The sequence below is a fragment of the Paraburkholderia fungorum genome, from assembly GCF_900099835.1.
Lineage (GTDB): Bacteria > Pseudomonadota > Gammaproteobacteria > Burkholderiales > Burkholderiaceae > Paraburkholderia > Paraburkholderia fungorum_A.
Genome location: NZ_FNKP01000001.1, coordinates 1,199,696 through 1,211,946 on the forward strand (window position 1 = coordinate 1,199,696; position 12,251 = coordinate 1,211,946).

The following is a 12,251-nucleotide window of genomic DNA, read 5'->3' on the forward strand; positions in this document are numbered from 1 at the left end:
ATCCGGCGCGCGGCGTTTCACGGCAAATATGGCCGCACATAATTGACGATATTGACGAACACAAGGTAAGGGTAATGGCAAAAATCATTGTGGTGACTTCGGGCAAGGGTGGCGTGGGCAAGACGACCACGAGCGCGAGTTTTGCATCAGCCCTCGCATTGCGGGGCAGCAAAACCGCCGTGATCGACTTCGACGTCGGCCTGCGCAATCTCGACCTCATCATGGGCTGCGAGCGCCGTGTGGTGTACGACCTGATCAACGTGATCCAGGGCGAAGCCAATCTGAATCAGGCGCTGATCAAGGACAAGAAGTGCGAGAACCTGTTCATCCTGCCGGCCTCGCAGACGCGCGATAAAGACGCGCTCACGATGGAAGGCGTCGAGAAGGTCATCAACGACCTGATCGCGATGGACTTCGAATACATCGTTTGCGATTCGCCAGCAGGTATCGAATCGGGCGCATTGCTCGCGATGCATTTCGCCGACGAAGCGCTGATCGTGACCAATCCGGAAGTGTCGTCGGTGCGCGACTCGGATCGCATCCTGGGCATTCTGTCGTCGAAGACCAAGCGCGCGATCGAAGGCAAGGAGCCGATCAAGGAGCATCTGCTGATCACCCGCTACAACCCGAAGCGTGTGAGCGAAGGCGAAATGCTGTCGCTCACCGACATCCAGGAAATTTTGCGCATCGATCTGATCGGCGTGATTCCTGAGTCGGAAGCGGTGCTGCATGCGTCGAACCAGGGCCTGCCGGCCGTGCACCTCGACGGCACCGATGTGGCCGAAGCCTATAAGGACGTCGTGTCGCGTTTCCTCGGCGAGCAGAAGTCGCTTCGCTTTACCGATTACCAGAAGCCCGGGCTGCTGCAGCGCCTCTTCGGCACCAAGTAAGGAGAGCGCACGTCATGTCGATTCTTTCGTTTTTGCTGGGCGAGAAAAAGAAGTCCGCGTCGATAGCGAAGGAACGCCTGCAGTTGATCATTGCGCATGAGCGCGCCGGCGGTCATCCGCCAGCCGATTATCTGCCTGCGTTGCAACGCGAACTGGTAGCCGTGATTTCCAAGTACGTGAAGATTTCCGATGACGATATTCGGGTGAGTCTCGAACGTCAGGACGATCTGGAAGTGCTCGAGGTCAAGATCGAGATACCTCAGGCTTGAGTGATCGAGCCGGCTGGGTTGTTGCAGCCGGTTTGTCTGATGGACCGCGCCGCGCGGTGTTGCGTTGGAATGACGTGATGCTGCGCGGCGTGTGAGTTTTTGGGGTTGGGTTTTTGCGTGCGAGCATGCACGCAGCTCCGGTTGCTTTTGCTTTCGCCGTTGAACGGCCTGTTTCGCCTCAGTTATTTCCCGCAGTTCATTTCCCTCGTTGCCCCTTTCTTCGTGGTGTTTCCACGATGCATCCGTCTGCGCTCTCCACGCGTCGAAATAATCCGTTGCACTTGCGCATGGGCGGTTACACGGCCAAGGTCAGCCAGTTCGTCACCTCGCGCATTAAACGGATAACGCCGCTTATGGTGTTCATCCAAAGAGGGAAACCATGAACAAGACCTTTCGCTTGCTGCTTGCCAATACCGTTCTGATTGCTGCCGGCGTCGCTGCCGTTGCGTCCGCGTCGGCTGAAGAAGTGGTGGTGATCGCGCCGTCGGCCCCGCCGCCCGTACGTTACGAAGCCGTGCCCGCAGCGCGTGTGGGCTACGTCTGGGATCACGGTCATTGGCGTTGGGATCACGGCCGCTATGTGTGGGCTGCGGGACACTGGCAGGCCGAGCGCGTCGGTTATCACTGGGTGCCGGGGCATTGGGTCTCGCATGGCCCGAACTATCACTGGGTCCAGGGCCACTGGGCGTAACGCGTTCAGGACGGTAGCGCGCAGGGTGGGCGGCATCGCTTGATGCGTTCACCCTGCGCTTCGATGTGGATGGTTGACGACACCGGCGCGGTGCAGCGTGCGCCAGCGTCTTCGGGGAAATAAGTGATGAAAAAGAATCTGCTTCTAATCGCCGTGCTGGCTGTCATGCTGGCCGGCTGCGTTGTGTACCCGGCGCGGCCTTTGTATGTGCATGTGCCGAGGGTCGTCGTTTATTGACGCGGGGCGTCGGGATCTTTCGAAGTAGATGGCTCGCCGTCGACATGGTCCGGTGCCTGTTCGAGAGCCTCCGTATCGACGTCACGGGTGGACGCTTCGACTTCGGTCGCGACAACATCGTGCGGTTGATTCTCCGCCGCGTCAGCCTCTGATTTCTCCGCCGCAGGAACCTCGACCTCCGGCACTTCCGGCACCGGTGCAGGCGCGGGTTGCGGCAACGGCGCCATATACCGCTCGGCCAGCGACTCATACAACGGCGGCGAAAAAAAGCGCGACACCCGGCTCGCGATCAACGCCGTGGCCATCAGCGAAATCACTAGCGCGTGACCGTCGATCATCTCCATCACGATCACGAACGACGTAATCGGCGACTGCGTGACGGCGGCCAGATAGCCGACCATCGCAAGCGCGATCAGCATCGGCAGTTGCATCGAGCCGAACACCATGTGCAGCAGATTGCCGAAGCCCGCACCGATCGCCAGCGACGGCGCGAAAATCCCGCCGGGAATGCCGGGCAGGTACGAGCCGATCATCGAGATCATCTTCAGGAACGGGTAGAACAGCGACAACTGTTCGTGTCCGTCGAGCAGGCCGCGCGCTTCCGCGTAACCGCTGCCGAACGTCGTGCCGCCCGAAATGAGCCCGACCAGAGCAATCGTGAAGCCGCACAGCGCGGCGAATGCGACCGGCCGCTTGCCGTGCAACTGACGCAGCGGCGCGGGAATCCAGCGTGCGGTATTGAGCAGCAGCCAGCCGAACACGCCGCCCGCGATACCGGTGACGATGGCCGTGAGAAGCACCGCGACCGCCAGCAGATCCGGGAAATGCACGCCGATCTGGATCGTGCCGAAATACGTGTAGTTGCCGTTCAGCCCGAGCGCAATCACGCCCGCGATGATGATCGCCGTAATCAGCACGCCGCTTGCGCGCGCTTCGAAGCTGCGCGTCAATTCCTCGATGGCGAACACGATCCCGGCAAGCGGCGTGTTGAACGCGGCGGACAAACCCGCAGCCGCGCCGGCCAGCACCAGTTGCCGTTCGATCAGCGCGTTCGAACGCGGGTACAGCCGCCGCAGATTGAACATCAGCGCCGCGCCTACCTGCACGGTCGGACCCTCGCGACCAATCGTGAAGCCGCCCAGAATCGCCAGGAACGACACGGCGATCTTGCCGAACAGAATCCTGAACGACAGCAGCCGCGAGCCGTATTCGCCCGTTTTCGAATGGAGAGTCGCGATGACCTGTGGAATGCCGCTGCCCTCCGCGCCGCGAAAGAAGGTTCGCGTCAGCCAGACGGCGAGCGCGGCGACCGCGGGCGTGATGATCAACGGAGCCCAGACGTGGCGTTGCTGCACCATGCGGAACTCGCCGTAGCCCCAATCGATCAGCCGGGCATACAGCACGGCCACCAGACCCACCGCGATCGCGCCGAGCCAGAAGATGCCGTACTGCCGCCAGAGTCGCTTCGCGCGGCGTAAAAGAACAGAAGGGCGTAGGGAGAACGGACTGGACATGACGAGGAGTCTGGCGGCAAAGGGCCAGTATAAGTCGACCGGCGTCGCTCAAAGGCCACTTAAGCCGAATGAAAATGGTTGTTATAAATATGAAAGAAAAGTGAATTGAGATGAGGATGAAAAACCGATTCAGGCTATTCGTGCCGGGCCTGTAACGTCCCGTTATTAAACATGGCGTGGGCCGCCTTGGCATCCGAAGGGCCGAAATTCAAACGTCAGCTAAAATAGTTCGATGTTCGAATAACCAACAGGTCCTCAATGAAGCGAGTCCTTATCGTCAAGGTCACTTCGCTCGGCGATATCGTGCAGGCGTTACCCGTCGTTGCCGATATCAAGCGCGCTCACCCCGGCGTGCAGGTGGACTGGGCCGCTGACGAAGCGTTCGCCGAAATGGTGCATTGGTGCGAGAGCGTCGACCGCGTGCTGTGCGCGCCGTTGCGGCGCTTCAAGAAGGCGCGTCGCTGGAGTGATTTCAAGGCGATTGCGGCGTCTATTGCCGAATTGCGCGCGTATCGCTACGACTACATCGTCGACATTCACGGTGTGTACAAGAGCGCGATCATCGCGTTTCTGGCGCGCTCGTCACGGCGCATCGGGTATCAGTCGCAGGATCTCGGTGAGCGCGGCGCCGCGTTCGCGTACACGGGGCGGTTCGGCCCACGTCCCAAATGCGATGCATGGCATGGCATGCGTATCAGCACCGGCGAAGCGTTGGGGTACGAAGTCGAAGGCCCGCCTGTCTACAATCTGCGCTTGCCCGACGCCACCACTCAACCATTCAGGTTCGGAAGCGAACCGGTCGCGGCGTTTTTTCATGCGACGTCGAAAGACGACAAAAAGTGGCCGCTGGAGCGTTGGATCGACATCGGCCTCGAACTCGGCCGGCGCGGCTTCAAGGTCGTGTTGCCGTGGGGTTCGGATGGCGAGCGCGCAGCAGCCGAACAGATCGCGGCCAAAGTGCCGGGTTCGACCGTTCTGCCGAAGATGAGCGTGACCGAAATCGCGCAGATGATCGACGCGTGCTCGTTGGTGGTCGGCACCGACACCGGTTTCGTTCACCTAGCCCATGCGCTGCAAAAGCGCACGGTGATGATCTTCGTGGCGACTTCGCCGGATCATTGCGGGATCGAGTCCCCGTACCGCTCCATTTCGATCGGCGACGGTCGTTCGGTGCCCACGGTCAGTGCGGCCATCGACGCGATCAACCACGTTTTCACCGAACCGCATGCGCTCGTGGAGTCGCACGGCGGCGCCGCCGCCTGACGCGAACGGCGTGGGCGGCCACCATCGTTTGAGCAAAAGAAAAGAGGCGTGACGCGCAGGCTGCCCAATGCTCCGGGCTCTGCTCGTAACGCCTCCGAAAAACGCCCGCGTCGGGGAACAGCGGGCGGAGAGGAAATCGTGGTCAGCAAAGCGTAATGCCTGCGCAAGGGGCTGCGAGATCCTGCCCGTTGTGCCGGGCGCGCATTCCGCAGTTGGTTTGCGCGGTCGCGGCGATGTGTCTGGTCAAAGCGCCGCGCATTACACGCCTGTTAAATCTGTCGCTTTTCGTTGAGTCTCTGCTTCACGAAGCCGCGCCGCCATCGTCGGGCCGACCAAACCGTTGAAGCCTGCGTAGGCCCGAATCCGGCGACTGCCGTCATCATCCCGATACGCGCACGTGCTGCCAGCAGGCTGTTTGCCCGAAAGACACGCTCAAGCCAGTATAGGCGGCGTTTTTCGCGGATGTTAGTTCGTCGTTTGCGTAGCCGGGATGCGCAACTTTTTCGCGCGGGTCCTGTAACACCCCGGTGATCTTCCCTTACAAATAGCAACGTTCGCAGCGGGCGATGTCGTGTTCAATCGGGTCATTCGGGGTTTGGCTCGAATGAATCTGACTCGATGGAGAACAACATGAAACGCTTGATCCTGACTCTCGCAGCAGGCACGCTCCTCGCAACCGCGCTCGGCGGCTGCATCGTCGCCCCGGCGCCCGGTTACTACGGCGGTGGCGGCTACTACCACCACGGCGGCTATTACTATCGATAAGCTTTCCGCCTGATCGTTAATCGCCCGTCAGGCCAGCAGCATTTCGAACGCGACTACCGCAGCAATGGCAGCCGCGTTCGCAGCCAACGCCTCAACGACGATTCCCTTCCACGTCGCCGGACGAAAGCGCAACGCCAGCAGTAGCGAGCAGAGTAACGCCAGCGCAATGATCATCACGACGTCTGCGTTGTTGAGATGGATGTTCATTCGAGCCTCCCTGCTTGCCTTAGGGTTATTAAAGTCGAGTATAGGCAAGTCAAAAAGACGCGCAAGTCCAGGGGATTTACTCAGAAAGGCGAGGGGTCACGCGGGGGATCCAGACGGGTGCCGGGGGCTTAAAGCCGCCGGCCCGACACCGCCGCAGCGTAAAACCTTCGCGCCGGGCAGTGTCGAAATACAGACAATCTCATGCTGCTATCAGCGCACTTATGCGGTGCGCATGATCACATCAACCGTGCGTTGCGGGTTTCGCGCATGCAGAGTACGCCGATCAGGCTGACGGCGGCAGCCACCGACACATACGCGCCCACCCACGGCAGCCCGCCATGCGCGGCCAGCACCTGCGCGATGTACGGCGCGACCGATGCACCCAGAATCCCGCCGAGGTTGTACGACACGCCCGCGCCGGTGTAGCGCACGTTGGTCGGGAACAGTTCGGGCAGCAGCGCGCCCATCGGCGCGAAGGTCACGCCCATCAGGAACAGCTGGATCACGAGGAACAGCAGCACGGCGGGCGTTTCGCCGCTGCCGAGCAACGGCGCCATAGTGAAGCCCGACAAAATCGCCGCGATGATGCCGACGATCAGCACCGGCTTGCGCCCAAAGCGATCGCTGGCCCAGGCCGACATCGGCGTGGCGAGCGCCATGAACACCACGGCGATACACAGCAGGCCGAGGAACGTCGGCCGCGGAATATGCAGGACGGACACGCCGTACGACAGCGAGAACGTGGTCGCGTTATAGAACAGCGTGTAGCAGACCACCATGGCGAGCGCGCCGAGGATGGTCGGCAGCCAGTGTTGCGACAGCAGCGTCGCGATCGGCACCTTGACGCGTTCCTTGCGCTCGATCGCGGCCTGGAATGCCGGCGTTTCGGCGATTTTCAGGCGCACGTACAGGCCCAGCGCGACCAGCACCGAGCTGACGAGGAACGGCACGCGCCATCCCCAGGTGCGGAATTGCTCGTCGGAGAGCGACAGGGCGAGTGCGAAGAACAGTCCGTTCGATGCCAGAAAGCCAATCGATGGCCCAAGTTGCGGGAACATGCCGAACCAGCCGCGCTTGCCGGCCGGCGCGTTTTCGGTGGCGAGCAGCGCCGCGCCGCCCCATTCGCCGCCGAGGCCGATCCCCTGGCCGAAGCGCAGCACGCACAGCAGGATCGGCGCGAGGCTGCCGATCGAGTCGTAGCCCGGCACGAAGCCGATCAGCGTGGTGGAGACGCCCATTACCAGCAGCGACGCCACCAGCGTCGACTTGCGGCCAATCCGGTCGCCGAAGTGACCGAACAGGAACGAGCCGATCGGACGCGCGACGAACGCGATGCCGAACGTGACGAACGCCGACAGCGCTTGTGCCGTCGCCGAGCCGTGCGGGAAAAACACCGGTCCGATCACGAGCGCGGCGGCGGTCGCGTAGACGTAGAAATCGTAGAACTCGATCGCGGTGCCGATAAAGCTCGCGAAGATGATCCGCGCGCTACTGTTCTGCCCGCTCGAATTGGGCTGAGCCGCGGAAATCGGCGAAGTGGACATGCAAGGTCTCCATCTATCGTGATGCCGCCGTGCGCCGTGCGCCGTGCGCCATGCGTCGAAACGGACGGCGCGGCAGGGCGGCATCTTTGTTTAAATTCGTGCGTCCGGCGGCGCTTGCGGGCTTGCTGTGAAGCCCTGCGAGGCGTCGGTGACGGCGCAATGGTGCAATAGCTTACAACGGCCGGCGTCGTCGTTCGCGCGCGAAACGGTCATGCCAGGGGAATAACCAGGTGGTTTGCGTCCCGCGGGCGGGCAACGACGGTGTCGGCGCGGCGCGATATACGAGGCATGGGCTGTATCGGCCCTGGTATGCATCGCGAATAGGCAGACGACGCTCGCGGATGACGAGGCGGCGCTGCAAATCGGCTGCGCACCGCGCCAGCGGGTGTGCGGGCGGCGCGAGCCAGGCCGGATGACTCCGGCGCGGGGAATCGGAAAATTATAGCGAGCGCGGACGGCGCGCAGCAATGGCGGCGTAAGGTTGGTCGAGAGCGGGTGTCATCAGTGGCATGCTGCGCGCAGATCGCAGATCGCAGACCGCCGACCGCCGACCGCCGACCGCAGACCGCCGACCGCCGACCGCCGTCATCAACCTCAGTTGAAGTTCTGCGCCTGCGGCGAAGCCAACTCGCGCAACTGGAATTTGCCGTCGTCGTTGAACAGCCAGTCTTCGAAGAGTTCGAGCTGACCGCGTCCGTTGAGCAGCTTGCCGGGCGGCTGCGGCAGCGGCGACGCGCGGCGCAGCGTGGCGAGCGCGGTGCTTTCGGCTTCGTCGTCGCCATTCGTGCGATAGACCGACGAGGTCACCACATGCCCATTCCGATCGACGACGAACGACACCACCACCAGCGAGCGCAGCATCGCCTGCGGGGTGCCGTGCAACACATAAGACGGATTGCGCTCGACGATGCGCCGTGCGACCGCATCACGATATTGATCGAGCGTCGCGCTGTTGACGGCGGCCACCGGCGTGTTCACGGTCTCGTGTTGCGGCAGCGTGACGGTGCAGCCCGCAATCATGGTTGCTGTGGCCGCCGTCAGCACCGCGAACATCGTCCCGCGTGTCAGTGATAACGGCACGCGGAAGCAACTGGAAAGGCGGCGAAGGTGACGCGTGCGGATAGGCATCGTCGACGAGAAAACCCGGTGAGTGACTGATTCGATGGTAGTCAAAATCCGCCTGGATGCAATTAGCGTTCGCCCGCTTTTTGCTCCGCTCGCCGTGTTGTAATGCCTTGAAATATGAGCACAATTGGTCTGCGGCGAAAACAGGCCTACACTCGGATGGCCTCTTTCGGGAGGCATCGGTGGAAGTCCTATTTGGCCCGCTTCGTGCGGGCTTTCTTTTTTGCGCGACGCGTTGCGCGTGCCGCTCCGGCTGCGCAATAAAAAAGGCGAACTCGAAAATGAGTTCGCCTTTCACCTGCCTTTAACCGGCAACGAGCGAGCCGTTAGAGGCAAGCCCGCCGCAAGATAAAGCGTGCGTTATTTCAACGCCGCGCGCGCAGCGTTCACTGCTGCCAGCACCTGCTCCGGCGCCGTACCGCCCGGATGATTGCGGCTTGCCACCGAACCTTCCAGCGTCAGATACGAGAACACGTCGTCGCCGATCAGATGCGCGACGTTCGGCAGTTCCGAGCGCATTTCTTCGAGCGTCAGATCTGCCAGATCGCAGCCGCGATCCGCGCAGACGCGCACGGCGAGCGCCACCGCTTCGTGTGCATCGCGGAACGGCAAGCCGCGCTTGACCAGGTAGTCAGCGAGGTCGGTTGCGGTCGAGAAACCCTGCAACGCAGCGTCGCGCATCGCTTGCGGCTTCACCGAGATACCGGCGACCATTTCAGCGAAGATGCGCAACGTGTCGGCGACCGTATCGACGGTATCGAACAGCGGTTCCTTGTCTTCCTGATTGTCCTTGTTGTACGCGAGCGGCTGGCCTTTCATCAGCGTGAGCAGCGCAATCAGATGGCCGTTCACGCGACCGGTCTTGCCGCGCGCGAGTTCGGGCACGTCCGGGTTCTTCTTCTGCGGCATGATCGACGAGCCGGTGCAGAAGCGGTCAGCCAGATCGATGAAGCCGACGCGCGGGCTCATCCACAGCACGAGTTCTTCGGAGAAGCGCGACACGTGCGTCATGACGAGCGCCGACGCCGCCGTGAATTCGATCGCGAAGTCGCGATCGGAGACAGCATCCAGCGAGTTCGCGCAGATACCGTCGAAACCGAGCGTCTTCGCCACGGCGTGACGATCGATCGGATAGCTGGTGCCCGCGAGTGCAGCCGCGCCCAGCGGCAGACGATTCACGCGCTTGCGGCAGTCGATCATGCGCTCGGCGTCGCGCGAGAACATTTCGACGTAGGCCATCAGGTGATGACCGAACGTGACCGGCTGCGCGACCTGCAAGTGCGTGAAGCCCGGCATGATGGTCGATGCGTTCTTTTCCGCCATGTCGAGCAGCGCGGTGCGCAACTCGGTCAGCAGGCCGCCGATCCGGTCGATCTCGCCGCGCAGCCACAGGCGGATGTCGGTGGCGACCTGGTCGTTACGCGAGCGGCCCGTGTGCAGACGCTTGCCCGCGTCGCCGATCAGCGCGGTCAGACGCGCTTCGATGTTCAGGTGGACGTCTTCCAGATCGAGTTGCCACTCGAACTCGCCTCGCTCAATCTCGCCCTTGATCTGCGCCATGCCGCGCTGGATGGCGGCGAGGTCGTCGGCGGCGATGATCTTCTGCGCGGCCAGCATCGAGGCGTGCGCGAGCGACCCTTCGATATCGACGAGCGCCAGACGCTTGTCGAAGAAAACCGACGACGTGTAGCGTTTGACGAGCTCCGACATCGGCTCCGAGAAGCGAGCCGACCAGGCTTCGCCTTTTTTGTGCAGTTGGGACGTCATGGTGTTGGGCAGTTGAGCAGTGAGGAGGCTGGCGGCGCGAATGCACGTCATATGCCGTGCAAGGATGCCGCCGAAGCGAGGAAAGACAGGGATTTTAACACTGGCCGGAGGGCTTAAAGCCGCCGCCGGCCACGTGGCCGCCTGCGTTGTTATTCGCGCACCAGCACCACCAGCTTCAGGTCTTCGCGATGCGCGGGCTTGAACGTGATCTGATCGTAGACAAGGCGGCCATCGCGCGGATGGTTGAACTCGCGCCGTCCGCCTTCGCGGCCGCCGACATCCTGCGACGCCCAGAAGCGCGTGAACGCGTCGCTGGCGGCGGTCAGCGAGTCGATCAGCGCGCGCGTGGGCGCGTCGGTCAGATGACGGATCGAATCGGCGCGGAATTCGGCGGCGAGCCGCCGCGCGCGGATTTCCCAGTCGACGATCAACTCGCGCGCGGCCGGTTCGGTGAACGTGTAGCGCAGCAGGTTGCGGTCGTGCGTGCCGTCGAGCCAGCCGACGAACAGGTCGGCCGCGCGCTCGTTCCACGCCAGCGCATTCCACTGCCGATCGAGCACGTAGGCAGGCGCGTTCACCAGTTGCACGGTTTCGAGCAGCGTGGCGGGGGCGTCGGCGGCGGTCGGGTCCGGCTCGGCGGGGTCGCGCTGGGCGGCCAGTTCGAACAGATAGGCTCGCTCGGCGCGCGACAGTTGCAGCGCGACGGCAATTCTTGCGAGCGCGTCGGCGGATGCGGAGACCGGGCGGCCTTGCTCGATCCACGTGTACCAGGTCGGGCTCACGCCGCAAAGCTGCGCGACTTCCTCGCGCCGCAAGCCCGGCGTGCGGCGGCGCGGACCGGGCGGCAGGCCGACCGCTTGCGGCGACAGCCGTTCGCGATGCGCGCGGATAAAGTCGCCGAGCGCGCGGGCGGGCGTGGCATCGAGCGGCGGTGGATGGTCGCTGGAAGAATCGGCGGGAGACTGCGTGGTCATGCTGTTTTAGTGGTGGCGCACTTAGGGGGTAATAGAGATACCAGAATAATTGCTTAACTTGTACTGGTACCCGGCGACCTCTATTGTAGCGGCTGGAACGGCAAAAAAGCCTTCCAGCGTGACTTGCGCAGCTAACTGCGCCCAAAATCGCCCATCTAACCGGAGCCTCCCCATGAAGCATCACGATCAGGTTGCCGACGCCTTCGGCTCGACCGCCGCTGCCTATTTGACGAGTCAGACCCACGCCACCGGCGCCGATCTGCGGACGCTGGCCGAATCGATCGCCGCGACGCCGGGGGCGACGGTGCTCGACATGGGTTGCGGCGCGGGGCACGCGAGTTTCGCGGTTGCGCCGCACGCCAAAGAGGTCGTCGCGTACGACATCGCGCCGCAAATGCTGGCGACCGTCGAAGGCGCGGCGAAGGATCGCGGCCTTGCCAATATCCGCACGCAGCAGGGCGCGGCCGAAACGCTGCCGTTCGACGATGATTCGTTCGACTGGGTCATCAGCCGGATGAGCGCGCATCACTGGCACGACGTGCCGCTCGCGCTCGCCGAAGTGCGGCGGGTGCTGAAGCCGGGCGGCAAGGTGCTGTTCGTCGATATCGCGGGCATCGACCATCCTTTGCTCGACACGCATATCCAGGCGATCGAAGTGTTGCGCGACGGCTCGCATATCCGCGATTACCGCGCCGACGAATGGGTCGCCTTGTTCGAAGCGGCGGGATTCAACGCGTCGATCCGCGAGCGCTGGCGGATCGACATCGAGTTCAGTTCATGGGTCGCGCGGATGCGCACGCCGGAGCCGCGCGTGGTGGCGATCCGCTCGCTGTGGAGCAGCGCGCCGGACGAAGTGCGCGAGTATTTCGACGTGCAGGAAGACGGCTCGTTCAAGCTCGACGCGTTGATGGTCGAAGCGCATTGAGCGCGTTGCGCGAAAGCGCGGCGGCATGAAAAAACGGCGGGGTACCGAATCCGGTAGCCCGCCGTTTTAGCGTCGAACGC

The 12,251-nt window shown here is 62.9% G+C and carries 12 protein-coding genes; 6 read left to right on the forward strand and 6 right to left on the reverse strand.

Features of this window, described 5'->3' with window-relative positions; all coding sequences use genetic code 11:
- Positions 1-74: 74 nt before the first annotated feature.
- The 3 genes from minD to BLS41_RS05330 all read left to right on the forward strand — a co-directional run bounded on the left by minD (position 75) and on the right by BLS41_RS05330 (position 1,850).
- Positions 75-890: a septum site-determining protein MinD gene (gene minD / locus BLS41_RS05320; RefSeq protein ID WP_007175863.1), complete on the forward strand. Its 816-nt coding sequence runs from the start codon at positions 75-77 to the stop codon at positions 888-890.
- A gap of 14 nt (positions 891-904) precedes the next feature.
- Positions 905-1,159, forward strand: coding sequence for a cell division topological specificity factor MinE (gene minE, locus BLS41_RS05325; RefSeq protein ID WP_074763347.1), 255 nt, complete (start codon positions 905-907; stop codon positions 1,157-1,159).
- 379 nt (positions 1,160-1,538) lie between these two features.
- Complete coding sequence (locus BLS41_RS05330) at positions 1,539-1,850, forward strand: YXWGXW repeat-containing protein (RefSeq protein ID WP_074763348.1); 312 nt, start codon at positions 1,539-1,541, stop codon at positions 1,848-1,850.
- Positions 1,851-2,080: 230 nt separating this feature from the next.
- On the opposite strand, the gene BLS41_RS05335 is transcribed toward BLS41_RS05330, so the two are convergent.
- Positions 2,081-3,601 carry a chloride channel protein gene (locus BLS41_RS05335; protein ID WP_253189622.1) on the reverse strand — a complete coding sequence of 507 codons (1,521 nt, stop codon included), beginning with the start codon at positions 3,599-3,601 and terminating at the stop codon, positions 2,081-2,083.
- Positions 3,602-3,859: 258 nt separating this feature from the next.
- On the opposite strand from BLS41_RS05335, the gene waaC reads away from it, so the two are divergent.
- The gene (gene waaC, locus BLS41_RS05340; protein ID WP_074763349.1) at positions 3,860-4,864 is read left to right on the forward strand and encodes a lipopolysaccharide heptosyltransferase I; all 1,005 of its coding nucleotides are present in this window, start codon (positions 3,860-3,862) and stop codon (positions 4,862-4,864) included.
- 630 nt (positions 4,865-5,494) lie between these two features.
- On the forward strand, positions 5,495-5,629 hold the full coding sequence (locus tag BLS41_RS39935; RefSeq protein ID WP_268960452.1) for a hypothetical protein: 135 nt from the start codon (positions 5,495-5,497) through the stop codon (positions 5,627-5,629).
- A 27-nt stretch (positions 5,630-5,656) separates the two neighbouring features.
- Here BLS41_RS39935 and BLS41_RS05345 read toward each other — a convergent pair whose 3' ends face one another.
- The 5 genes from BLS41_RS05345 to BLS41_RS05365 all read right to left on the reverse strand — a co-directional run bounded on the left by BLS41_RS05345 (position 5,657) and on the right by BLS41_RS05365 (position 11,246).
- Complete coding sequence (locus tag BLS41_RS05345) at positions 5,657-5,836, reverse strand: hypothetical protein (protein WP_074763350.1); 180 nt, start codon at positions 5,834-5,836, stop codon at positions 5,657-5,659.
- 236 nt (positions 5,837-6,072) lie between these two features.
- Positions 6,073-7,380, reverse strand: a complete 1,308-nt coding sequence (locus tag BLS41_RS05350; RefSeq protein WP_074763351.1) for an MFS transporter — start codon at positions 7,378-7,380, stop codon at positions 6,073-6,075.
- 594 nt (positions 7,381-7,974) lie between these two features.
- Positions 7,975-8,508 (reverse strand): energy transducer TonB family protein, encoded by a 534-nt coding sequence (locus tag BLS41_RS05355; protein ID WP_074763352.1) that lies wholly within the window; start codon positions 8,506-8,508, stop codon positions 7,975-7,977.
- A 357-nt stretch (positions 8,509-8,865) separates the two neighbouring features.
- Entirely contained in the window at positions 8,866-10,272 is a 1,407-nt protein-coding gene (argH, locus tag BLS41_RS05360) for an argininosuccinate lyase (protein WP_074766300.1), read from the reverse strand.
- A 149-nt stretch (positions 10,273-10,421) separates the two neighbouring features.
- The gene (locus tag BLS41_RS05365; RefSeq protein WP_074763353.1) at positions 10,422-11,246 is read right to left on the reverse strand and encodes a helix-turn-helix transcriptional regulator; all 825 of its coding nucleotides are present in this window, start codon (positions 11,244-11,246) and stop codon (positions 10,422-10,424) included.
- Between the two features lie 172 nt (positions 11,247-11,418).
- Here BLS41_RS05365 and BLS41_RS05370 point away from each other — a divergent pair, with 172 nt between their 5' ends.
- On the forward strand, positions 11,419-12,171 hold the full coding sequence (locus BLS41_RS05370; protein WP_074763354.1) for a class I SAM-dependent methyltransferase: 753 nt from the start codon (positions 11,419-11,421) through the stop codon (positions 12,169-12,171).
- The last annotated feature ends 80 nt before the right edge of the window (positions 12,172-12,251 follow it).